The following is a 22,452-nucleotide window of genomic DNA, read 5'->3' as shown; positions in this document are numbered from 1 at the left end:
AATTATAAACCTAAATTATGATGATACAAATATAGTGTATTTATTACACTATGCAAATTTTTTTTTAAAAAAATAAAAAATAAGTTACAGCTAGCGCTATATGATTTCTGTTTATAAATTGAAACCAAAATTTCAGCAGTTGCTGATGCCGATCTTGAACTTTTTGCATCAAAGGAAGATAACGGCCAATCAAATTACAATTGGATCGATCGTATTCTCGTTGATCATTGCTTTGTTTTTTTGGTATGCTGATCGTTTCCCGATTTTCTTTTTGGTCCTGCCAATCGGATTGTTATTACGCATGGCCTTGAATGCCTTAGACGGTATGATGGCGAGGCTTTTTAATCAGACAAGCAAGACCGGAGAGGTTTTGAACGAAGTCGGAGATATTGTTTCGGATGTCGTGCTATTTTTTCCTTTGTTGAAGTTTCATCCGGAAAGCGTGTATCCAATCGTCGCTTTTATTGTCTTGAGTGTTGTGAATGAATTTTGTGGATTGATAGGGAAGGTAATTGCCAATGATCGTCGTTACGATGGGCCGATGGGCAAAAGTGATCGTGCTTTGCTGTTGGGCGTATATGGAATTTTAGCATTATTGCATATTTCTATCGTTGCTATTTCGGGCTATATTTTTGGCGTTTTGTGCTTACTCTTACTTTTGAGTTCGGTAACTCGATTGAGAAAGGCTTTGGCGCATGGCTGATGCCAATGGCAAGTTTGCAGATGTTCCAGTTCGTGTTAGAAGCTGGGGTTACATTGTCTTGGTGCTGGCGGTTGCTTTCGTCCCACCAACATTATCACCTTTGTTTGTTGCCTGGATAACCTTTCAAGGGATGTGCGAGTTTGCGCGTATGTTTATCCCTGAATGGAAGGCGAATCCATTTGTATTTCTTTCCATGGCATTGTTGCAAGCGTTGCTTCTGTACTTTTGTTCCTATCAAGAATATTTAGTGCTGGCCAGCTTCATGTGTTTAGGGACTGCTTTATTTTTCAACTATGGTTTAAAGGTTAAGAAGGGAACTGTATTTGGACTGTTTTTTGGCGCCGTAGCTTGTTTGCTTGCCTTTAGCCATTTAGCTTTTATCCGATCCATTAAAATGGATGGCATCGCGTTCCTAGGACTAAAATTAATCGGATATATTGTTGTGTTAACGGAACTGAATGACGTCTTTCAATACCTGATGGGCAAGTTTTTTGGCAAACGTAAAATCGTTCCGCGTATTAGCCCAAATAAGACAATTGCTGGATGTGTGGGCGGTATCGGCTTAACAATTATACTGAGTAATTTATTGGGGTATTTCCTACTGCCTTTTCAGAATTTTCTATACTTTTCGTTGTTCGGTTTGTTCTTCGGTATTTTGGGATTCTGGGGAGATGTTCTTTTTTCCTATCTGAAAAGGAAGGCAGGAGTGAAAGATACTGGAACATTGATTCCCGGGCATGGTGGCTTATTGGACCGTATCGATAGTCTGATCTTCAATGCGCCACTGTTTTATGCTCTGATTATCCTGTTGTTGGGGAATTAATAAAATTTGACGAATGTAGTAGAGAGAAGGTTAATTAAAATTTCAATGTGATGGCTTACCAACGTGCTGTTTTATTTTCAGGGGGTGGAACGCGGTTCAGTCTATATCTGGGCATGTACGCTGCGTTAGATGAGCTGGGCTTAAAACCAGATCTGCTTATAGCGAGTTGCGGCGGTTCAATGGCAGTCGCTGTTATACAGGCCTTTGCTACACATGAAGCCCGCAAGTGCTATCTACAATCTGAAGAATTTTATCGGTTTTTCTTGCATCATCGGCTCACTGAACAGCGTCGTTTGGGGAAGCTGGGCGTGTATGTTTTGAAAAAACAGCTGAACGAAAAACGGGCGCCCTTTATCGAGGATGTCTTTAATCGCTATCTCGCTGATATGGAACAGGATCTTTCCTTACTATTGCCTACTTTAGATAGACCATTCTCGGTAGCAATACCGGCACTGGTGGTCGGCGCTAAAATGCTGTTCAGCCCGTCTGAAGTAGGGCAGCGGCGTGGAGATCGGAAACTCTATCAAAAAATGCTGATGGGAACTAAGGATGTATTGGCCAATGTGCCTATTGAGGCAATAGGCATTGCGGATGAGAATTATGTGCACAGTGCAGTGGCTGAAGAAGTTCGTTTGAGCGCTGAATTTTCTGTGCTACAGGCGGCCCGTATTTCGATGTCCGATATGTTTTATATTAAACCTGTATGTTACAATAATACCCATTACGCTGGTGGAGCAATTGATCTCGTTCCAATGGAGCTAGCAAATGTGCTTGCTGAAAACATTATATGTGAGCGAAAACAACCTTACAAACCACAAGAAGAAGCGTTGGTACGGGCAGTATTGGGCTTTAGCGGAAATAAACGGTTAGCAGATTTGGAACAACATTTTCCGTATGCACATTGGATAGATACACAGGATGCCGCGAAACAATTAGCTGGGAAATACTGTAAAAAAGGAATTGATTGGCGTAAATTTGAAGTTACGCTTTCTTTCCCGAGAGATCTGGAAGAATTTGCTGAAGCGATGGAAGCGCAATGGAACTATGGCTATGAGGTGACATTAAAATCATTGAAATGAAAGTATTTATTGCCGGTGGCACAAGTGGAATAGGCCTTGCTTTGGCCAAGCGCTACCTCGAACAGGGAGCAGAGGTCGCTGTGTGTGGTCGTGATCTGACGAAAGTGTCAGCATATTCCTGGACGCATAGCCTTAAAAGTTTTGAAGTAGACGTATGTCAATTAAACAGTCTGCAGGGTGCGGTCAGCACATTTTGTGCACATTCATCTTTGGACCTCTTTATCAATTGTACCGGGAGTTACGCAGATGACGTTGCTCAACAGATAAGTTATCAGGAGGCGGTTGCCATGCTACAGGTGAATATGATGGGTACGATAAATTGTTTCGAAGCGGCAAGAATGGTTATGCAGGGTCAGTCGGAAGGACAGATTGCAATCGTCGCATCGGTATCGGGAACGCTTCATTTTCCCAATTCAAGCCTATATAGTAAGACCAAGCGTGCTGCAATCCAAGTGGCTGATGCATATCGGAGGGCACTCCAGCCGTATGGAATTGCGGTTACTGTTATCGCCCCGGGCTATGTTGATACGGATAAACTGAGAGCGCTCAATAAGCAAGATTTGTCTAAAAAACCATTTTTAATACCCGTAGACGACGCTGCACAGCGTATAATGGCAGCTATCGACCAGAAGAAGAAGCAAGTAGTGTTTCCGAAGCGTATGAAGTGGTTAATGGCATCGCTGGGACTACTTCCAAATATCGTATTGAATAAAATTATGTCGAGGAAGGCCAAATGGATGAAAAACGACTGAAAAATAGGGGACTGCAATTTGCTGTTTTCCTTTATTGTGCGCTATTTTTCCAGGTGACTTATTCTGCTGCTGCGGTCCACGCTGCAAATCAGACTACTGTATCTTCGTTTGTGTTTCCTTTTGAACACTTTATGCCGTTCGTTTCTTGGATGATTATACCCTACATGAGCAGTGGTTTGTTCTTCGCTGTGGTTCCTTTCTGTTGTCGAAGTCGAGAAGAGCTTTGGGTCTATACGAAGCGTTTCAGTTTCATTACCATCTTCTCTATTTGTTGTTTTTTTATTTTTCCCTTGCGATTTTCTTTTGATAGGCCTAGCGTCGAGTATCCAGTTTTTGAATTTTTCTTCGCCTTTTTAGGGAAGTACGATTCCCCATTTAATCAAGCACCTTCGTTGCATGTGGCCTATGCATGTCTGTTTTGGGCGGTGCTCGGTAGGCAGCTAAAAGGATGGAAAAAAGAGGCTGTGAGAATTTGGCTGCTGCTCACGGGGATTGCTACACTCACCGTTTATCAGCACCATCTGGTGGATGTGCTGACCGCATTGATTTTGGTTCATATGGGATTCGTTCTATTCCCATCTCCATCGGGACTGCTTCATGACAGTGCATTATCTATGTTAAAGGCCGGGAAGTTGCCCTTTTTGGCTGGTACCGAAAAGGCGAATTTATACGAAAAGACGAAATTAGACCTGGAAGCGGAGATTTGTCGTAGAAACCAAAGAATTGGTAACGTTTACTATACCATTGGCTGGAATTTACTGTTACTGGCATTGTGGGGCGGAGCTCATGCTTTTGGATTATATCTTCTGTGTTGGCCATCCCTGGTCTGCATTGCGGTAGGAAGGAATTATGTTATCAATAATCCAAGGTTTTTAAAAAATGAAAAAGGTTGGATACCTGGATTTAAAAAATGGTTTTATTGTCCATATCAATGCATATATTGGTTACTGTGGCGTTTTGTCAGACGCAGCAATAATCCGCCTTTATTTGAAATTTTACCAGGTTGTTATGTGGGGCCGAGGATGACTGCAGGAGATCTCCGTGTGCTTGGTCTGAATAAGCATCTGGTTGTTTTTGATCTGGCTGCTGAATTGGAAGAAATACCTATTCTACATTTAGAGAAAAACTATCATTCGTTTCCATTGTTGGATATAGCAGCAATTAAATTGTCGGTTGCCGAAAGGATATTGGCAGCGCTCGTAATCAGTTATCAACAATTGAAGCGAGGTGAAAATATGATTATACATTGTACAATGGGTTACAGCAGGAGTATGATTTTTGCTGTTCTATTGTCACAAAAAATATTATCTTTAGATTTAACGGATGCTATAGATCGGGTTAAATCTCATAATAAGCATTTTGTATTGCATAGACATGCACTTGAGTTGATGGAGGTGCTGGTCGAGAGAAATAGCTAGACGGTCCTTTGCATGATCTTTGTTATGAAATATACTATTTGATATTAGTACGTAAAAATTATACATGAAATCAGGTTACTTCAAGAGTTTTGATCAAGGAGAGTTATTATATCGCGTTTGGAATTATCAGGCCGGACAGCGGGCATTGGTCGTACTGCACCGGGGGCATGAGCATTCGGAACGTCTGCAGGAGATGGCTACGGATCCACAGTTTGCCGATCACTCCATCTTTGCATTTGATTTGCGCGGACATGGTTATACGAAAGAACCAGTTTCACCGATCTTTATGGATTATGTGCGTGATTTGGATAGTTTCTTTCATTATATAGGCCGTGAATATTTGGTTGATTCGAAAGACATCTTCGTTATCGCCAATAGTATTGCGGGGGTTGTTGTCAGTGCGTGGGTACACGATTTTGCGCCTAAAGTCGCAGGTATTGCATTGTTGGCACCTGCATTTGAAATTAAATTATATGTGCCCCTAGCCAATCGGATGATTGCTTTGGGAACAAAGCTAAAAAAAGATCTGATTATCCAGAGTTACGTCAAATCCAAGGTGTTGACTCACGATATCGATCAGCAGAAGGCTTACGATGCTGATCCGTTGATTTCCAAATCTATCAATGGCGCTTTGTTGGTTGATCTATTAAAAGCCGGCGAGCGTATCGTTGAAGACGCAGCGGCGATTGATATCCCAGTAATTGTCCTTTCTGCTGAAAAAGATTATGTGGTCAAAAATTCGGTGCAGAAAAAATTCTTTGTGACAATAGCTTCAAAGTTGAAGACTTTTATCACTTTACGTAATTTCTACCACGGGATTCTATTTGAAACAAATCGGCAGAAAGTTTATCACTATCTGCGAAATTTTATCGACAAAGCCTATGCCCGACAAAGTCCTGAACTGACGCTCGAACCCGATGATTTTTCGGTGAAAGAGTATGAACAATTATACCATAAATTACTTCCTGCAGGTGAAAAATTGAACTATGCTGTCCAGAAATGGGCATTGGGCAAAATAGGTTCCTTAAGTAAAGGAATGAATTTAGGCCTGCAGTTTGGATTTGATTCGGGGATATCGCTGGACTACGTCTATCGCAATGAATCGCAGGGTAAAAATCGGTTCGGTCGTATCCTCGACCGAGGTTATCTGGAGGCGATTGGATGGAAAGGAATTCGCATTCGAAAACAGCACTTATTACAGTTATTGGAAGAGAATATCGCGAAGGTCAAAGCTGCTGGAAAGACCGTGAAGATATTGGATATTGCAGGTGGCACCGGCAATTACTTATTTGATATCAAAGCGAAATATCCCGAAGCCGAAATCGTGATTAATGAATTCCTGTTGTCCAATATTGAGGTGGGAGAGAGGATTATCCGTAGAAATGGATTGCAGGGGATACGATTTACCAATTACGATTGTTTTGATCCAGCTACCTATTCCAAACTGGAATTCGAGCCTAATATTGTTATTATCTCAGGTATTTTTGAACTTTTTGGTGACAATGAAATGGCAAGTAGGGCTGTAAAAGGCGCAATTTCGATTTGCGAATCAAGCAGTCATTTGGTTTATACTGGACAGCCATGGCATCCACAGTTAAAGATGATTGCTTACGTGTTAAACAGTCATCAGAAAAAGGACTGGGTGATGCGTCGTCGTTCGCAGAAAGAATTAGATCGTCTGATGGCGTACAATGGAGTTGTTAAGGAACGTATGCTGATCGATGACTTTGGCATATTTACGGTGTCTTCAGGGACGGTAAATGGGTAGCCATTCCGCTATTCTTAGCAGTGAAAAGTTATGTCTTTGTTTAGGGTAATGATTATTCCAGCTGACGCTTCCAATTACGTCAGCTGGAATAATCAGGACGAATATTAATTCCTATAAGCACGGATAGCTTGTATGATGCCCTCCAGGTTTTCGTTAAAGTCTTGCATTTGTGCAAAGACCTTATCATCTTTGGCAAGTCCACCATGTTTATTGTTCTTGCGGAATATTTCTTTGATGTGTTCCCACCGTTCTTGTTCCACTGTATTGATTAATCCAGCAAGTTCTTTCAATTTTAAAAGATTACTTTCCGTATCGGCAGTAAGGGTTTGTGACTCACTTTCATAATGTGCGAGGAGAACTTGATCGATTTCCTGTTCGTTCATCATCGGCACAACTTGGGCGACGAGCTTACTCATATTCCGATAAGACCCTTGCAGTTTGAACGGCGGTTCTGTTCGGTAATTGTCCTGCATGGCCGCACTTTGAATATAATTTTGATTGACCTTGATGACAACGTTTCTGATCTTTAATACATGTTTTAATACTGTGATAAAATCATCGATATCTTGCTTCAGGTAATTGCCTTCTAAATCGGGAAGTTGATCTACAACCGATTGTGCATAGTTCACTAAAGCATAGAAATCGTTGAAAGATTTGCTTGCTATTTTTTCAAGGTAGCTGTTTTCAATTGCCGCATTTTCAATTAAGCTGAGATTGAAAAGTGCTTCGGTATCACCGATCACATCCCCAAGATTGTATACATCCGCACGGTTGGCCAACATATCTGGAATCTGAAATTTGGACCCACTTTCGGTGTAAGGGTTTCCTGCCATTACGATGCAGAATCTTTTCCCACGCAAATCGTATGTTTTACTCTCACCTTCAAAAATACCGTCGATCTTACGTTGCCCATCAGCCAATGAAATGAATTTCTGAAGGAATTCGGGATTCAAATGTTGGATATCATCGAGGTAAAGCATCACATTATCGGCCATTTCGAAAGCAAGATTGATCTTCTTAAGTTCCTCACGTTCACCAGAGGTTTTCGCTTCCACAGGATCTATTGAAGTAATGGAATGCCCTATTGTAGGTCCGTTGATTTTTACAAAATGTAATCCCATGGTTTTCGCGAGGTATTCCATTAATGTTGTCTTTCCGTAACCTGGCGGAGAAATGAGGAGAAGCATACCCATCCTGGCGGTACGTTTATTGTCGCCAGCTTCCCCCAGCTGTTTGGCCAAATTATTTCCGATCAATGGGAAGTAAACTTCGTTGATCAACTTATTTCGGACAAAAGATGTTAGGACTTTTGGTTCAAATTCTCCGATTTTCAGCTCCTTGGCGTATGTTTTTCCAAGCTGCTCCTTCAAAGAAGCGAATTCTTGAAAACGAGGAACATTCCATTCTGCAAAAGTCTTCAATCTACGCAGAAATTGATGGTATTGAATTTGCTCTTCTCCATTGTTCAAGATCACGTGATTTCCCTTTAATCCCTGGATGAGTGCATTGTCTTTGGCGATGATCAATTGGTATTCATCCTTCGGATAAAGAAGCGTGACTGCAGTTTCCTCCACGTACTTTTGGAAAGCCTGGTAATCGTCGTTCTCGTCGATAAAAGAATTTAGCCAATTTAAGGTCAAATAGAAGCGGTCTACGAGACTAAATTGTGTATGCTGAATATCTGCTTCAAAGAGTTTAAAACTCTTCTTGTTTTCCAATAGCCTGATGAAAGCCTTTTTAAGTTCATCCGATTGCTCACTGACGACAAACTTGCTGTAGCTTGTGAAAGTCTGGAAGAGATAGCTCGCGACGTCCTCCGCATGAAATGTCGAACGATCCAAATGGGTGTCCCAATTGATGAATAATTTTGTGAGTTCGTCCACGACAGATTGGTAGCGTGTGGAATTTGGAAATGCTTTTAATACCGAATGTGTAGATTGAATCAACGCTGTCTGTTTTTCCTGCTCGTCTTGCGCAAGTGAATGCCAAAACAATTGTGCCATAGCACGCAAATGAGCATCGTAACGTAAAAGATCAAGTTTGCTATCTAGCTGCTTGATGGTATCATAGATTACCAAGGCATCAAAGTTATGCACTCCTTTGACATAACCTTCCGAATAACTTTGCTCGACAGTCTGATTGATAAACAGGTTGGCATCAAAATCTAACTGTCCTTTGGAAGCAAGGAATGTTTTATAGGCGAGATATTCAGCCCGGTATACGTCCTTGTTTTCGGAAATCAGTTCCTGATCCCAAATATCGCTAAAGTTTTCGATCTCGGATCCTTTGACTTTTTGATAGAAGCTCGTTCCGGTAAGATGGAAGAATAGTTCGTCATTTTTGCGTACGAGTGTTAAACTGAGTGACTGACTATTGACGGCAAATTTATGCTTGCCAAGCGCAATAATGTTCTCTCCATCTACAAAAAGATCATTCTTGTCACGTAAAATGCGTAATGCATCCTCCTGAGATTTTTTGAGCAGGTTTTCAAGATTTTCGGCTTTTGAAACATCACTGAGCGTTTTCAGCTCTTGCACAAGCTGTCTGATTTTGTCAATCATCAAATCTGAAGCAAAGAAACTTAGGATTTCCTCACGCGTTGCAAATGTCTTTGATTTGTTTTCGATATTCTTTAATACGCGAAGTCCAATTTGCTCGAGTGAAGAGCTACGTTTGTTGATCTGTTCAACGATTTGCTCTCTGCGGGAATTAAATGCTTTGATGATCTCATCGCGTTTATCTGCTATTTTCAGGGCGAAGTCCTCAAATTCTGAAAACTTACTTTCGAGTTCTTCCAGTTGAACAATGACCTTGGTATAATACTCGTCTACTTTTTCAGTTGTCGTAGAGAGTTCAAGATAATTGGTGACAGACTGTTCCAGTAGCGTAAGTTGGGCGGAAAATTCTGCAATGGCTTCCGTACTTTTTAATGAATTGAGTTTACGCGTAAGCTGCGCCCGGACCTCATTCAAGGACGAGAAAATAACGGCTATCTTCTCGATGATTTTGGTGGTTTGGGTGGAGTCGTCAATTTTTAAACTGTTTAGAATATCGATCAACAGCTCCAATTCACTCGATATAGCCGAATTGGCTTCCTCAATCGCTTTGGCGTCATAGACTTTGACAATTGCAGCAACATTGTTTTTCTGCTGCTCCACTTTCTGCTCATAGGGTTGTAAAGCCTCGTCGCGGAGCAAGAAAGCAATTGTCTTTTCGGCAAGTTCGGTGGTGATTGACTGCAGCTTCTCGAGTAAAGCATCGATACGGACTATATCAATATATCTGACATTTTTGAGGTCAATGATTTCGCCCTGTAAACGTCGTGAATCTGCCAGTTGATGAACAAGTTGGTCAAGCTTTTCGACTACAGTACTATTGATGGAAAAGGTAAGCTCTTCCATTTTCTTCTCGGCAGTGCTATTGAGCTCTGTAGCGTATTTACGTTGGGCTTGGACCTTAACAAATTCGTCAATTGCCGTATTAGCGACCTCCTTGATCTGAGCTAATGGCTGACCAAGGTTGGACAAGGCTTCATCCTTTATCCAAAAATAAGAGTCAAGAAGGACAGTCGATTTTTTGAGTATATCCTCGTAAAGGCCTTCATAACTATCTTCTTTGTTGATGAGCTGTATGACTTCTTGTGCTTCGGCCATGGCCTGTACGATCTGTTTATTACCAAGCTTATAAAGCGGGTCGTCTTTTTTTAACTCATTTTCTTTGAGCACGGCCATGTAAGGGGTTTCCCAGATCTGAACCTGATGATGCCTTGTTGCTTCGGCCTCTGTATGGAAGTAAATTAAACTACCGTCTTTAAAAAGTGTGAATCCATTGCAGATGATCGGCGTTTCGACATGCTGCTGAATGATGTTATAAGACAGTAAGATGTAGGTATTCGTTTCCTCCTGACAAAAGATATAGAGGAAGTCTTCACCGTTTGGTGATGCGATGCGTCTAAGGAAACTAACCCGGTCAAACTGGACGTCAAAGATTTTATGGGTGCCATTCTGCAGGTAGTATCCGTTAGAAAAAATGATTCCTTGATTATCGGGTAGTAAAATGGCTGATTCATTAAGGGATTTAAGATTCACCACTTCTTTTGTCCGTTGATTAAAGACAAATGCACGGAAATCTTCTTGATACGGTTTGATGCGAACGGCAATCAAATTGCCAAGGTCTGCATAGTAGTAATCCGCATCATCCAATTGTTGGTCGGCGTTTGAAACTTTTTCGGAGAAGATTCCTTTCCCTGTATCGGTGTTATTTTCAATTTTGAAAGTAATATCGCCATTGATCGCTTCTATAAAGATCTTGTCCTTAATGGATATGTGTGGGTGTTTTCCGAGGCGACGGTCTTCCAAGGTTGTTTTTGTCCATTCAAATTCAAATTGGTTGGGTAATTTGACTTCATGGATGCTGCGGTCGTCCTGATATTGGAGCTTTCCGTCTTTAATCAACCACTTGAATGCCTTCAGGTCAGCAGGATTTTTGCTGGTCTGAAAGATCATATAAAGATAGTTTTCCGTACGTCGAAACTTGGAAAAGATCGAGTCGCGATAGTATTTGTATAAATTTTGGTAATCGCCAATGAAATTAGGATCATTGATCAGATCGAGTGATTGTGGGATAAACTGATTGTTTTCGAATGTATATACACTGAAAACATCTTCGAGTTTAATTTCGGTGCGTAACCCAAAATGGACATTATAACCAAATATACATAGCTTGTCCAGGGCTAAAATACCACGAGCAACACAGTTATTTTCTGTGGTGATCCGTTGATTGGCCCTGAGTATAAAACTTGTCGCATTAAATATTTCCTTGCGGGCATTATTTAGTTGTTGGAGTTTGATAGTAAGCTCTTCTTTTTGTGTAAGAAGCCGCTTCCGAATAATCTCGTATGCACCTTGATCAAGGGAGTCGTTCTGATTTATTACGTTTTCTTCTGGCATAAAATGAGCTTTCTCGACTTGGTATATGTGATAAAATCTTTTGTTTATTGCCTGCAATGGTAATTATCATTGCAAGCAATAATGAATTGGGGAGGGACTAGGACAGTTTTTTGTTTGATATGCCCAAGTTTTTCGCCAATCCGAACAAAGAATTAATGAAGCTTGTATCTTCGCCATTTTCAGCATCAGTCGCCGCTTGTTGAAGTTTGATCAATGCTGCTGAAACGGTGAGGTTCTTAATATCGTTTGTGGAAATTCCATATTTATCGGCTAATCCACGCACCTTATCTGCGAGGTCTCCTTGTCCATCTGGACCTATCAAAGAATTTTTAATAGCTGTGGCATGTTTGGAGTTGTCAATCAAGTGATCAAAACCTTTGGAGTTGGATACTTGACGGACGATATTCTCAAAGAACATGGTTTCACCACCAACAATATCGATTTTTGCTGTTTTAAGTGCTTCCGATAATACGCCGGCTTGTGCTTGAGCAATGTCTTTTTGGATATTGATGTGTGCGAGTTCAATATCACGTTCTTTTTGCAATTGCAATTTGAATTCTTCGTGATCTCTGCCCACGCCGTCTAATTTCTTCATCGCTTCAGCTTTCTCTTCGATACCTTTGGCTTCAGCAAGCGCTTTCTCACGCACAACTTCCGCCTGTGCTAAGCCCTCTTTACGCATCGCTTCTGCTTTCTTCTCAATGACACTAGCTTCTACAGTACCTTGTTTTTCTTCAGCTTCAGCTTTGGCAACCATAACTTCGGCCTCGGATAAGCCAAGCGCAGCTTCTTCTTTGGCTTGTGCCTCGGCAATAATCTTACGACTTTCGGCTTCTTTGAGTGATGCTTCTTTTTTCGCTTCCGCATCGATCAATAGCTCTTGTGCACGCTTTTCGGCGATTTTACGAGCAGCCTCCGCGTCGATTACTTTTTTCTCTGCTTCCTGTTCTGCCGCAATTTTTGCAGCTTCGGCAGCTTTAACAGTTGAAATTAATTTTTCTTCTGCTTCTTGTGATGCCGCAATAACACCCGCTTGTTTTTTACGTTCTACTTCACGGAATACTTCGATGTCTTTGACGCCTTGTTGCTCTTCAACAACACCTTTTTCCAATTGTACACGTTCTTTGATAACGCCTTGGATACTTTTCTTTTCGGTTTCGATCGAGCGTTCTTTGTCGATCTGTGCTAAGGTAACAATGCGCTCGCGTTCTGTTTGTTCTAAGGCGCGATCTTTTTCTACACGTTCGGCCTCCACAGCATCGGTACGTTGTTTATTCTTTTCAGCAATGATAATCTGCCGCAGTTTATTTTCTTCTTGAACAGCGAGTTGCTCTTCGGTAGAAATCCGGACGCTTTCGTACTTGAGACGTTCTTCTTCGCGTACCTTTGCTATTTCTGCTTCTTCGCGTGCTCTGATGTTGTCAATTTCCCGTTTTTGTTTCTCTTCCTTTTCGGCAAGCTGACGGTCTAGTTCTAGAATTGCTTCCCTTGCTTCCACGTTTTGTTTTTTGATTAGTTTCTCCTCATCACGACGAATGAAGTTGGCATTTATATTTTGTTTGGCTGTTAATTCGGTGATCTTTTTGATACCCTCACTGTCTAGGATATTATTTGGATTGAGATGTTCGATGTCGGTCTGTTCAAGGTAATCAATCGCACAGTCGTCCAAAATATAACCATTAAGATCAGTTCCGATGACGTCGAGTATCTCATCACGGAATTCGCGACGGGCTTCGTATAATTCAATGAAATCAAATTTCTTACCTACTGTTTTGAGTGCTTCGGAGAATTTAGATTCAAAAATACTTTTTAATGTTTCTGGTTCACTGGCGCGGTCGCAACCTAAATTTTGGGCTACATTGATCACATCATCTACATTTTTATTGACACGAACAAAGAAAGCAACTTTGATATCTGCACGAATATTGTCCTTACAGATCAAACCTTCACCCTGCATACGGGCAATCTCAATTTTTTTGATTGAGATGTCCATGATCTCCATCTTGTGAAATACAGGTACAACATACATTCCCTTGTTGAATGCTACTTTTGTACCACCAACACCGGTTCGTACAATCGCCTTCCCTTGTGGAATTTTCTTGTAGAATGCACTCAATACAACAAAGAATGCAAAAATTAAAAAGACAGCCAAACCGACAATTAAAAGTATAATTCCGTTTAAGCCACTTAAAAATAAAAGAGGTTGATATAGCATATGATTTGTATTTATTTAGATTTTAATATTTGGGTTTACGATTAGAATTTAAAAGGATAAAGATTCGCTCTTTTAGGACAGTTGTTTAGTGTCGGGGCTTTGCGTTTATTCCTTTTCCATTAAATATTGTCTATCGTGATTTCTTTGGTCACATAATAATATTTCTTGTCCTTGGATTCGTCAACAATAATGACATCGTCTCCATAGCCTATTTTCTCCCCATTATGGCTGACAACATTGAGGCGAATAGGATCCTGTTGGATGATAAATTCGGCAGAACCTATTTTCTTGCCTTCAATACTGGCTCTCATTTTACCCATGCGACCAAGAAAATCGTGACTTTCTTCGCCATTGTAACCTATACTTTTGAACATTTTAGCTAAAGGTTTGGTCAGAAAATGCATTAAAATAAATGTAACAATAAAAACAGGGATCAGGATTAATACGGACTTTATCCCCCATGAAGCAACGTCGATAAAGAGCGAAGAAACAATGGTAATTATCCAGCCTATAAATTTGAACAGTGTTACAATAAGCATGATGGGTACTTTGCCAACATTGATGTAATCCATTGCTTTTGCAAAGAAACCAGGTTCTGTATTAGCGTCCGTATCCGTATGATGATGGTGTGCATGATCGCCGCCCTCAGTTGCGATATCATGTGAGCCATCAACGTCCGTGACATCAGGTGTAGGATGGAGGTCTATATCTGCATCGGCATCAAATAGATGTACTCCATCACCCATCAGAAACATAAATAACCAATACACTACAGACATGCCAGTTAAGACTGTCATAATTCCATTGGACAATGGATTGAATAAGATATTGATTAGTTCTGTCATAGTGTTATTGTTTAAATTTTCTCTCTCTTGAAAGTATAATGAAAAGACCAGGAATTCCCATTGACTTCAAGGTCCTGCATGGTTACCAATTCCCAGCCTTGATTTCCAAGATCATTTAAGATTTCATCAATTTTTTCGGGATCCAACTTTGTTCCCCAAAAACCTTTAGGTTCAATTTTTAGCGTTTTATATTCAAATCTTTTCATCATTATTTAATTTTCTTTTTAGTTCTTCTAATTCGTTGTTGACGGCTTCAGACCCGCCGATGGTCTCGTTGATCTCATCAACTTTACTTTTGTTACCTAGTGCAATCTCGCCATAGGCCTTTGCTAGTGCCTCGTCTTCCTCGACCTTCTCTTTCATACGTTCTAACATGGAAATCGTACTATTGGAATCGATATTAGCGAGCTGACGATTGACCATTTTAGCTGCGTTGGATACCTTTACACGTGCCTTTAAAGTAGAGAGTTCACCTTCCCATTTCGATATATTGAATTTGAGAATGTCTACATTTTTGTGTAGCTCATCCGATGAACTTTGATGAATCACGGCTTGTTTCTCCAATTCACCAGCTTCGATTAATAACTGTTTTTTCAACAACAGCGCTTCCTTTGCAAGACCTTCTGCCTTTTCTGTCGTTAATTCTCCCTTTTGTGCTTTTTGGAGTAATAGAATAGCTTTGTTTTCGAATTCATTGGCTTCTTCTTTTTTCCTTTCACAATTGTTTTGGGTACGTATGGCTAACGCTTTAACTTTAGCATAGGCTTCTAACGATTGTTCCAGGTCCTCTTTCATCTCACGGATACCCTGTTCCGTCATTTTGATAGGGTCTTCCATTTTGTCCACGACTGCGTGGATCTCGGCTTGACCAATTCTGAAAATTCTCTTAAAAATATTCATTATTCTATAATTTTGAAAAACTTATTAACTGATTATAATATTCACTCATCAAAAGACTCAGCGAATTAATGGCTGCATCAAACTCATTCTGATCGAGATTATGTATTTGTAAGGTATACCGAAATATAACTTTGGTACCATCTTCTGTTAATGCAAACCCACCGTGTATAATATCTCTATTTTTTATCAATAGTGATTTGAACATATCCATGGTGTCATTGCTGATTGTAAAAAGATATTGCTCAAAAATCAGGATGGGTTGGGCAATGCCTACAATCAGGTTACGGATTCCGTCGTCTTCATTTTCGATGACAAAGATTCCTTCTTTTGTATCCTTATGGGTGATGGTGTAACCGATATTGGCGATATAATTTTCAATTTTTGAGAAGTACATAATCAAGTTTTTTATATATTGCACATATTCTTTGCATAAAGGTAATAAAAATGCAAAAATATTTTGCAATAAATATTCAATTTTTTTTAAAATGAGCAACGTAGGCAACAATATTAAGAAATTAAGAAAAGTGAAAGGAATGAGTCAACAGGCATTTGGGGATATTTTTAATCTTACTAGAGGTAATATTTCGTCTTACGAAGAAATGCGTGCAGAGCCAAAAATTGAGATTGTTCTAAAAATTGCAAATTATTTTGGCATTCCTGTGCAGCATCTTATTGAAAAAAATCTATCTGTCAATGAAATTCTTAACTTCAATGATTATTTTGATCCAAATGTTTCTCTTATTGGACGTAAAAGATTGTTACAAATCCCGCTGCTGGAACGAGATGGTATTTTTGAGGCGGGTAGTTATTTTTCGAAATTAGAAGAGCTTCCAATAATTGAATTTCCTTTGCAAAGTAGGAACCGCCTCATCGCAATCGAATACGCTGACGCTATTCCGGTGCCGAGTGATTTTTTGGCTGGCCCTCAATCCATTTTATTTTTTGAAGAGGTAGATGTTCAGAGCCTACATACGTTGGATAAAGCATTTGGTTTGTATTTTTCCGAAGAAGAGTTCTTTATTGGAAAATACAGTTTGCAGGAAAAGGAGATTAGTTTAGCCTTAAATGCCTGGAAGAAGATTGATCTCACTATGGGGGAGAAAGCATATTTCTGGAAATTGTATGGCAGGTTTGAGCGAATCTAATTGCGTGGAACTTTTTCCTATTGTTTATTCGGTTTTGCCGGTATCGGGCGTATTTCCATGTTGTTATCATATCCGTGGTTAATTATGTAATCGCAGTCCATTTACAAGGTATTAACAAGGGGTTTGCAGGGGTTTACCCTTGTAATACCCCTAATATGTACGGCCTTGGAGTTGATCTGATGTTGACTTGCCTACAAGAAAAGAAGACTCCTAACTCAGGCCTGCAGAATGTGAGTGTCCACAAAAAATTTCGTAGAGTCGGGCATTGTAATTAAATTAGTTCGATAATAAAGTAACGTTACAAAAAGGTAGGGTTGTGATTAAGATGATGGTGAACTTGTCGATCCGATAAAACTAGAGTGATTTATTTAGCTTTAGAACAACACGCATAAACGAATAAATGACCAGACTTAAAAAACTAAATTTAAATAAATGAAGAAAGTAGCCTTATCAGCATTAATTGCTGGATTTTTTGTTATTTCCTGCAATAATTCCACGACTAAAAAAGTCGAAGTAAAAGATACAACTGCCGCTATTGACTTAAAAAAAGATACGGCCGAAACGTCGGTAGAAAATAGCGGTGGCGAAGTGCCAATACCGAAATTTAGTTCTGCTGAGACACAAAAATTGGCGGAGGATTATACAAAATATATCAAAGAATTTATCGCTGTTGCTAAAAGCGGCGATGTTGTTAAACTCAAGGAGCTTGCAGCGAAGCGACAGGAATGGGCGGCCAAAGAAACTGAAGCTGTTGCTAAGTTTACGCCAGAAGATGCTAAATTATGGAAGGCTTATGCAGAGAACCTAGGAAGAGCGTTGACTGCAAGCCTGACAAAATAAGTTGGAAACAATCGACGAGGTAGGGGCTTGAAAACCTACCTCGTTGATCATACTAGAAAGGCAGATCGTCTTCATTTTCATCTGGAGGTGTTGGGATGTCATCTTTGGCACCGTTCGAATCAGATAAAATCATAAAATTATCTACTTTAATTTCTGTGACATATTGTTTTACCCCATCTGCGTTCTCATAGTTACGATAGGTGAGTTTGCCTTCAACCATGAGTTTGGTCCCACGTTGGCATTTCTTTTCAATGGTATTGTTTTGCTTACCCCAAACCACGAGTGTATGCCATTGAACTTCTTCAACCCATTCACCGGCTTTGTTCTTGAAAAGATCATTGGTGGCGAGACGTAATATGGAGTAATTGGTGCCAGTGGAAGTTGTTTTGATTAACGGGTCGTTTCCTAAATGCCCAACCAATTGTACTTTGTTGCGTAATGTGCTCATGTGTCTAATTTTTAAAAGTTTTTAATAATTCTTATTTTAGTTGATGGTCATTGGCTATGAACGCCGAATGATCTTAAGCAAAGGTGGGGTGGGGAAATAACTATAGTCGTCTATTTACCATTTGTATTCGACTATAGTCGGTTGTAACCGTTTGTTGTCGTTTAATCTTCCGTTATGAGTTCTGGAGAAAAAGTCTGCCTTGAATGTGGCAAAGTAATATATGGCCGTTCGGACAAGCGATTTTGTGATGATGCTTGCCGGAACGCCTATAACAATAAATTAAATAGCGACCAGACCAATCTGGTGCGCAATGTGAATAATATCCTACGAAAAAACCGCCGTATTTTATTAGATGCATTGAGTGGGGTGGGTATGGTGAAGATACAACGGGAAAAGTTAAAGCGGTTGGGATTTGATTTTAAGTTTCATACACATACTTTTTCCAATAACAAGGGGCAGACCTATAGCTTTATTTACGAAACAGGGTATCTGTTGTTGGAGAATGATTGGGTATTGATTGTTCAAAAGAAACCGCTGTGATATTGATCACAATAGATTCATTTGTATTGGTTTAGTTTGCAGAACTGAGCTTGGCTTTTCTTATTGCAATATAATTAAAAATAGTAAACGTTAGAATCAATATGTAATAGCATACTGGGATGAGTAAAAAATAGGCGCTATTAAAGATATTGGTTAAAAAAGACGGTAGTGCAATTTTAAAAAAATCTGCAATAATGATATAGCCTATGAAACTTCCGAGAAAAAATAGTCCAACAGCGTGTATTATAATTATTTTTTTTAGGTGCTTACTGTATAGGGCGTCTTTGTTTTGTTTCGTATAACCCATAATTGCTGGGACCAATAGCCCTAATAATGGGTTGACCAAAAAGGTGAGCGATGCTAAATATAGCGCTTTAATACTTCCTGTTTGATTGTTGTCGATACTGATTTGATTTACATTTGGCATAATGAGTTGTTCTAATGGTATTTCCAAAATTTGACTGATCTGTTTGAGACTAAATCCACTGATTTCTTCCGTGCCTTTTTCTATGCGTTGTACTGTTCTTAGCGATACCCCCGCTTGATCGGCGAGTTCCTGCTGCGTTAGTCCCTTACGTTTTCTTGCTAGTTTGATTAATTGATTAGCTGATTGACTTTCCATAGTTCAAAGATGGGGAAATAGTCGTTGAATTTTAGTGAAATTGATGCGACAATAATATGCCAATATCGTGCTGAACAATATAACAGATTAATAATCAAAAGTTTTTGGAATTTGGTAAATATTTTGAATCTTTGCAATTCAATAGAGTAATTAATAAAAACGGAAGAATATGTTTGCAATATTAGAAAACCCCGCTTCGTCCACAGAGAAGATTCTCGGGAATATTCTTCGGAATACGGCCCTTTCCTAATCTTCTTCTTAATACGTTAAGTAACCTAGGTTGATATTGGCTAAAACGTGGCGCTCGAAATGGTAGTCCACTTTTCCAATATGCTTAGCTTATTCAGGAGTTTTAAAAATCCAGTTACTTTCAAAGTTATCGTGAAAGCTGGATATGAATGTTATGTTTTAGAAAATTTTATGAATTCAGTAAATAAATATGTCCTTCAGGCGCTGGATAACTATCCGATGTATTTGGAGGAGACCATGGAATCCTTATCCTATGCGCTATCCTATGATGAGTCCAATACAATGGCGCTGTGTTTGATGGGAAGAGTTCATGCCGAACAGCTATTGGACTATGAGCAGGCAAAAAGGTATTTCCAGGAAGCTTTGGTGCATAATGTGCAGGCACTGGAAGTATATCCTTATTTCATTCAGACATTGATTGATATGGGGGAGTATGAAGCTGCAAAAAAGACGATCAAATTTGCTTTGACACTTCCGGCCATGCCCTTGACAGGAATCTGGATCAAGAAAGCACTTCTATTTGAAAAAATGAGAAAATACAAAAAGGCATTGAAGGCGTTAAAAAAGGCTAAACTTGAAAATGTTGACCTCGATTTTTCGTCAAGCCTGAAGGCGATTGAAGATCGGATTAAAGGAAAACAGGAAATTAAGAACGGGAACGAAAAGGAAAACAAGAAAGAACGGAAGAACAGCCGAAAATAATCTCACCTTATTCGGATAACAGTTTTTATTTTGAACGAAGCCCAATAAAGAAGCCCTAGCTGAAATTTCAGCTAGGGCTTTATCAATATAGTTTAAGAATTATTCTGCTCTTAAGATTTTCGCAGCCTCAACCATAGACTCTAAAGCCGCTTTGGTTTCTGGCCAAGCACGAGTTTTCAAACCACAGTCAGGATTAACCCAAAGTTGTTCTGCTGGAACTACTGCTTTTGCTTTGCGCAATAGATCTACCATCTCATCTTTGCTTGGAACACGTGGTGAGTGAATGTCATAAACACCTGGACCAATATCATTTGGATATTTGAAATCACCGGCGAAAGCATTCAATAATTTCATTTGAGAACGTGAAGTCTCAATCGTGATAACATCGGCATCCATTGCAGCGATATCTTCGATCACATTATTGAACTCAGAATAACACATGTGTGTGTGAATCTGTGTATCGTCTTCAACATTTGATGAAGAGACACGGAAAGCACGTACTGCCCAGTTCAAGTAATCTTTTTGATCAGCTTTACGTAACGGTAATCCTTCACGGATAGCTGGTTCATCGATTTGTATGATTTTGATACCTGCTTTTTCCAAGGCTTGTACTTCATCCAAGATCGCCAATGCAATTTGGTAAGTCGTTGTTGAGCGCGGTTGATCGTTACGTACGAAAGACCATTGTAAGATTGTTACAGGACCAGTCAACATACCTTTAACCGGACGATTTGTCAATGATTGTGCATATGAAGACCAACGGACAGTCATATCTTCAGGACGGTATACGTCACCATAGATAATCGGAGGTTTTACACAACGTGAACCGTAAGATTGTACCCAACCATTTTGTGTGAAAGCGTAACCAGCCAATTGTTCACCGAAGTATTCAACCATGTCATTACGTTCGAATTCGCCGTGTACTAATACGTCGATATCCAATTGCTCTTGAAGACGGATGGTGTTTTCTGTTTCTTCTGCGATTGCTTTATCGTATTCTGCCTGCGTAATAGCACCCTTTTTCAGATCTGCTCTCCATTTACGAACATCTTTCGTTTGTGGGAATGAACCGATAGTTGTGGTCGGGAACGCCGGTAAGTTGAATTTCGCTTGTTGCGCTGCTTTACGGTCTGCAAATGCTGAAGTGCGTTTTGCATCGTCATCAGTAATATTGCTTGTACGTGTTTTAACCTCTGGTTTGTGGATCAATGGAGAGGTACGGCGGCTTTCAGCAGCCGCTTTGTTCGCTTCGAAGCGTTTTGCTGTTTCAGCATCAACTTCTCCCTCCGCTAGTACGGCTAAGTCTTTTACTTCAGCTAATTTTTGTTTAGCAAATGCTAACCAGTTTTTTACTTCAGCTGGTAGCGATTGTTCATTGTGTTCATTGTCTAAGTCAAAAGGAACGTGCAACAGTGATGAAGAAGGAGCTACCCATACACGGTCTTTTCCTAATGCATCAACAGCCTGTTTGATTTTAACCAATGATTTTTCGTAATCATTTTTCCAGATGTTACGGCCTTCAACAATACCTAAAGATAATGTTAATGAAGCAGGAACTTTAGCCAATACCGTATCCAATTGATTTTCACCGCGTACCAGATCCAAATGTAAAGCATAGATAGGTAGGTTAACTGCGATATCTTCGTTGTCTTTTAAAGATTCGAAGTAAGTCGTTGCGATTAATTTGATATTTTTTGCTGCTGCAGCTAATTTTTCGAAAGTAGGTTGATATAAAGCTTTTACTTTAGCATCTAAATCCAATGCTAAGAAAGGCTCGTCAATCTGAACATATTGTGCACCAGCATCAGCTAGTTTAGCTAGTATTTGCTCATATACTGGAATAAGTTTATCCAATAAATCGATACGGTCGAAGCCAGCTTCTTTTTCTTTACCGATCAAAAGGTATGTAATAGGACCTAATAGAACTGGTTTAGTATCGATGCCCAATGATTTTGCTTCGTTGTATTCATTTAAGAATTTTTCGGAAGTCAATTTGAATTCTTGATCTTTGGTGAATTCTGGTACCATGTAGTGGTAGTTCGTATCCAACCACTTGGTCATTTCCATTGCAGTCACGTCGATTCCTTCTTGTTGGAAACCGCGCGCCATGGCAAAATATAGATCTAAACTGTAATTGTTGTCTACTTTATTCAATAAAGAATGGTAGCGAGCAGGAATTGCACCAACAGTGAGGGTTAAATCCAATACTTGATCGTAAAAAGAGAAATCATTGGAAGGGATCAAATCTATTCCAGCATCTTTTTGTGTTTTCCAATTGCCTTCACGAATTTTTTTTGCTGTGTCCAATAATTCCTCAACAGAAGATTTTTTAGCCCAATAGGCCTCATTGGCTTTTTTCAATTCGCGGAACGCGCCCACACGAGGGTAACCTAAATTGTTAGTCAATAACATAATGAATGTTTTTAATATTTCTTTTTCAACTATATTTCTTGC

Annotated in this window: 19 protein-coding genes; 10 read left to right on the top strand and 9 right to left on the bottom strand. The window is 39.8% G+C overall.

Annotated elements, in window-relative coordinates:
• Positions 1-118: 118 nt before the first annotated feature.
• The 6 genes from B3H30_RS19505 (at position 119) to B3H30_RS19480 (ending at position 6,543) form a co-directional block, all read left to right on the top strand.
• On the top strand, positions 119-703 hold the full coding sequence (locus B3H30_RS19505) for a CDP-alcohol phosphatidyltransferase family protein (protein ID WP_204990926.1): 585 nt from the start codon (positions 119-121) through the stop codon (positions 701-703).
• Positions 696-1,526 carry a phosphatidate cytidylyltransferase gene (locus tag B3H30_RS19500; protein WP_286709459.1) on the top strand — a complete coding sequence of 277 codons (831 nt, stop codon included), beginning with the start codon at positions 696-698 and terminating at the stop codon, positions 1,524-1,526. Before B3H30_RS19505 ends, B3H30_RS19500 begins: the two co-directional genes overlap by 8 nt.
• Positions 1,527-1,576: 50 nt before the next feature.
• Positions 1,577-2,605 (top strand): patatin-like phospholipase family protein, encoded by a 1,029-nt coding sequence (locus B3H30_RS19495; RefSeq protein ID WP_286774624.1) that lies wholly within the window; start codon positions 1,577-1,579, stop codon positions 2,603-2,605.
• Positions 2,602-3,357 carry an SDR family NAD(P)-dependent oxidoreductase gene (locus tag B3H30_RS19490; RefSeq protein ID WP_070561595.1) on the top strand — a complete coding sequence of 252 codons (756 nt, stop codon included), beginning with the start codon at positions 2,602-2,604 and terminating at the stop codon, positions 3,355-3,357. The genes B3H30_RS19495 and B3H30_RS19490 overlap by 4 nt, the downstream gene beginning before the upstream one ends.
• Complete coding sequence (locus B3H30_RS19485; RefSeq protein ID WP_286774623.1) at positions 3,339-4,775, top strand: phosphatase PAP2 family protein; 1,437 nt, start codon at positions 3,339-3,341, stop codon at positions 4,773-4,775. Before B3H30_RS19490 ends, B3H30_RS19485 begins: the two co-directional genes overlap by 19 nt.
• Positions 4,776-4,839: 64 nt before the next feature.
• Entirely contained in the window at positions 4,840-6,543 is a 1,704-nt protein-coding gene (locus tag B3H30_RS19480; RefSeq protein ID WP_070561591.1) for a bifunctional alpha/beta hydrolase/class I SAM-dependent methyltransferase, read from the top strand.
• 104 nt (positions 6,544-6,647) lie between these two features.
• Here B3H30_RS19480 and B3H30_RS19475 read toward each other — a convergent pair whose 3' ends face one another.
• The 6 genes from B3H30_RS19475 to B3H30_RS19450 all read right to left on the bottom strand — a co-directional run bounded on the left by B3H30_RS19475 (position 6,648) and on the right by B3H30_RS19450 (position 15,846).
• Entirely contained in the window at positions 6,648-11,492 is a 4,845-nt protein-coding gene (locus B3H30_RS19475) for a DNA repair ATPase (RefSeq protein ID WP_286776800.1), read from the bottom strand.
• A gap of 97 nt (positions 11,493-11,589) precedes the next feature.
• Positions 11,590-13,707 (bottom strand): flotillin family protein, encoded by a 2,118-nt coding sequence (locus B3H30_RS19470; RefSeq protein ID WP_286709454.1) that lies wholly within the window; start codon positions 13,705-13,707, stop codon positions 11,590-11,592.
• Between the two features lie 119 nt (positions 13,708-13,826).
• Positions 13,827-14,552, bottom strand: coding sequence for an OB-fold-containig protein (locus B3H30_RS19465; protein WP_046674834.1), 726 nt, complete (start codon positions 14,550-14,552; stop codon positions 13,827-13,829).
• 11 nt (positions 14,553-14,563) lie between these two features.
• Complete coding sequence (locus B3H30_RS19460; RefSeq protein ID WP_083295781.1) at positions 14,564-14,761, bottom strand: DUF4177 domain-containing protein; 198 nt, start codon at positions 14,759-14,761, stop codon at positions 14,564-14,566.
• Complete coding sequence (locus tag B3H30_RS19455) at positions 14,745-15,452, bottom strand: PspA/IM30 family protein (RefSeq protein WP_070561586.1); 708 nt, start codon at positions 15,450-15,452, stop codon at positions 14,745-14,747. Before B3H30_RS19455 ends, B3H30_RS19460 begins: the two co-directional genes overlap by 17 nt.
• A gap of 4 nt (positions 15,453-15,456) precedes the next feature.
• Entirely contained in the window at positions 15,457-15,846 is a 390-nt protein-coding gene (locus B3H30_RS19450) for a YbjN domain-containing protein (RefSeq protein ID WP_046674974.1), read from the bottom strand.
• Between the two features lie 91 nt (positions 15,847-15,937).
• On the opposite strand from B3H30_RS19450, the gene B3H30_RS19445 reads away from it, so the two are divergent.
• Together B3H30_RS19445 and B3H30_RS19440 are read left to right on the top strand one after the other, a co-directional pair.
• Positions 15,938-16,597, top strand: coding sequence for a helix-turn-helix domain-containing protein (locus tag B3H30_RS19445; protein WP_070561585.1), 660 nt, complete (start codon positions 15,938-15,940; stop codon positions 16,595-16,597).
• Between the two features lie 432 nt (positions 16,598-17,029).
• Entirely contained in the window at positions 17,030-17,437 is a 408-nt protein-coding gene (locus tag B3H30_RS19440; protein ID WP_115047011.1) for a hypothetical protein, read from the top strand.
• Between the two features lie 52 nt (positions 17,438-17,489).
• Here the strand turns inward: B3H30_RS19440 and B3H30_RS19435 are convergent, their stop codons facing one another.
• On the bottom strand, positions 17,490-17,885 hold the full coding sequence (locus B3H30_RS19435; RefSeq protein WP_070561582.1) for a single-stranded DNA-binding protein: 396 nt from the start codon (positions 17,883-17,885) through the stop codon (positions 17,490-17,492).
• A 174-nt stretch (positions 17,886-18,059) separates the two neighbouring features.
• On the opposite strand from B3H30_RS19435, the gene B3H30_RS19430 reads away from it, so the two are divergent.
• Positions 18,060-18,425: a hypothetical protein gene (locus B3H30_RS19430; protein WP_201639776.1), complete on the top strand. Its 366-nt coding sequence runs from the start codon at positions 18,060-18,062 to the stop codon at positions 18,423-18,425.
• A 31-nt stretch (positions 18,426-18,456) separates the two neighbouring features.
• On the opposite strand, the gene B3H30_RS19425 is transcribed toward B3H30_RS19430, so the two are convergent.
• On the bottom strand, positions 18,457-19,047 hold the full coding sequence (locus B3H30_RS19425) for a helix-turn-helix domain-containing protein (RefSeq protein WP_115047015.1): 591 nt from the start codon (positions 19,045-19,047) through the stop codon (positions 18,457-18,459).
• Between the two features lie 420 nt (positions 19,048-19,467).
• Here B3H30_RS19425 and B3H30_RS19420 point away from each other — a divergent pair, with 420 nt between their 5' ends.
• Positions 19,468-19,998, top strand: coding sequence for a hypothetical protein (locus B3H30_RS19420; protein ID WP_112374064.1), 531 nt, complete (start codon positions 19,468-19,470; stop codon positions 19,996-19,998).
• Between the two features lie 99 nt (positions 19,999-20,097).
• On the opposite strand, the gene metE is transcribed toward B3H30_RS19420, so the two are convergent.
• Positions 20,098-22,410 (bottom strand): 5-methyltetrahydropteroyltriglutamate--homocysteine S-methyltransferase, encoded by a 2,313-nt coding sequence (gene metE, locus B3H30_RS19415; protein ID WP_312128715.1) that lies wholly within the window; start codon positions 22,408-22,410, stop codon positions 20,098-20,100.
• Positions 22,411-22,452 lie beyond the last annotated feature (42 nt).

The sequence above is a fragment of the Sphingobacterium sp. UBA7038 genome (assembly GCF_002494055.1).
Classification (GTDB): domain Bacteria; phylum Bacteroidota; class Bacteroidia; order Sphingobacteriales; family Sphingobacteriaceae; genus Sphingobacterium; species Sphingobacterium multivorum.
The sequence above is the reverse complement of the archived record's forward strand: the minus strand, read 5'-3'. Positions and strand labels throughout refer to the sequence as shown.

Coding starts and splice junctions, on each gene's coding strand:
- B3H30_RS19500 (WP_286709459.1), top strand. CDS start 696: ATGGCTGATGCCAATGGCAAGTTTGCAGATGTTCCAGTTCGTGTTAGA.
- B3H30_RS19495 (WP_286774624.1), top strand. CDS start 1,577: ATGGCTTACCAACGTGCTGTTTTATTTTCAGGGGGTGGAACGCGGTTC.
- B3H30_RS19490 (WP_070561595.1), top strand. CDS start 2,602: ATGAAAGTATTTATTGCCGGTGGCACAAGTGGAATAGGCCTTGCTTTG.
- B3H30_RS19485 (WP_286774623.1), top strand. CDS start 3,339: ATGGATGAAAAACGACTGAAAAATAGGGGACTGCAATTTGCTGTTTTC.
- B3H30_RS19480 (WP_070561591.1), top strand. CDS start 4,840: ATGAAATCAGGTTACTTCAAGAGTTTTGATCAAGGAGAGTTATTATAT.
- B3H30_RS19475 (WP_286776800.1), bottom strand. CDS start 11,492: ATGCCAGAAGAAAACGTAATAAATCAGAACGACTCCCTTGATCAAGGT.
- B3H30_RS19470 (WP_286709454.1), bottom strand. CDS start 13,707: ATGCTATATCAACCTCTTTTATTTTTAAGTGGCTTAAACGGAATTATA.
- B3H30_RS19465 (WP_046674834.1), bottom strand. CDS start 14,552: ATGACAGAACTAATCAATATCTTATTCAATCCATTGTCCAATGGAATT.
- B3H30_RS19460 (WP_083295781.1), bottom strand. CDS start 14,761: ATGATGAAAAGATTTGAATATAAAACGCTAAAAATTGAACCTAAAGGT.
- B3H30_RS19455 (WP_070561586.1), bottom strand. CDS start 15,452: ATGAATATTTTTAAGAGAATTTTCAGAATTGGTCAAGCCGAGATCCAC.
- B3H30_RS19450 (WP_046674974.1), bottom strand. CDS start 15,846: ATGTACTTCTCAAAAATTGAAAATTATATCGCCAATATCGGTTACACC.
- B3H30_RS19445 (WP_070561585.1), top strand. CDS start 15,938: ATGAGCAACGTAGGCAACAATATTAAGAAATTAAGAAAAGTGAAAGGA.
- B3H30_RS19440 (WP_115047011.1), top strand. CDS start 17,030: ATGAAGAAAGTAGCCTTATCAGCATTAATTGCTGGATTTTTTGTTATT.
- B3H30_RS19435 (WP_070561582.1), bottom strand. CDS start 17,885: ATGAGCACATTACGCAACAAAGTACAATTGGTTGGGCATTTAGGAAAC.
- B3H30_RS19430 (WP_201639776.1), top strand. CDS start 18,060: ATGAGTTCTGGAGAAAAAGTCTGCCTTGAATGTGGCAAAGTAATATAT.
- B3H30_RS19425 (WP_115047015.1), bottom strand. CDS start 19,047: ATGGAAAGTCAATCAGCTAATCAATTAATCAAACTAGCAAGAAAACGT.
- B3H30_RS19420 (WP_112374064.1), top strand. CDS start 19,468: ATGAATTCAGTAAATAAATATGTCCTTCAGGCGCTGGATAACTATCCG.
- metE (WP_312128715.1), bottom strand. CDS start 22,410: ATGTTATTGACTAACAATTTAGGTTACCCTCGTGTGGGCGCGTTCCGC.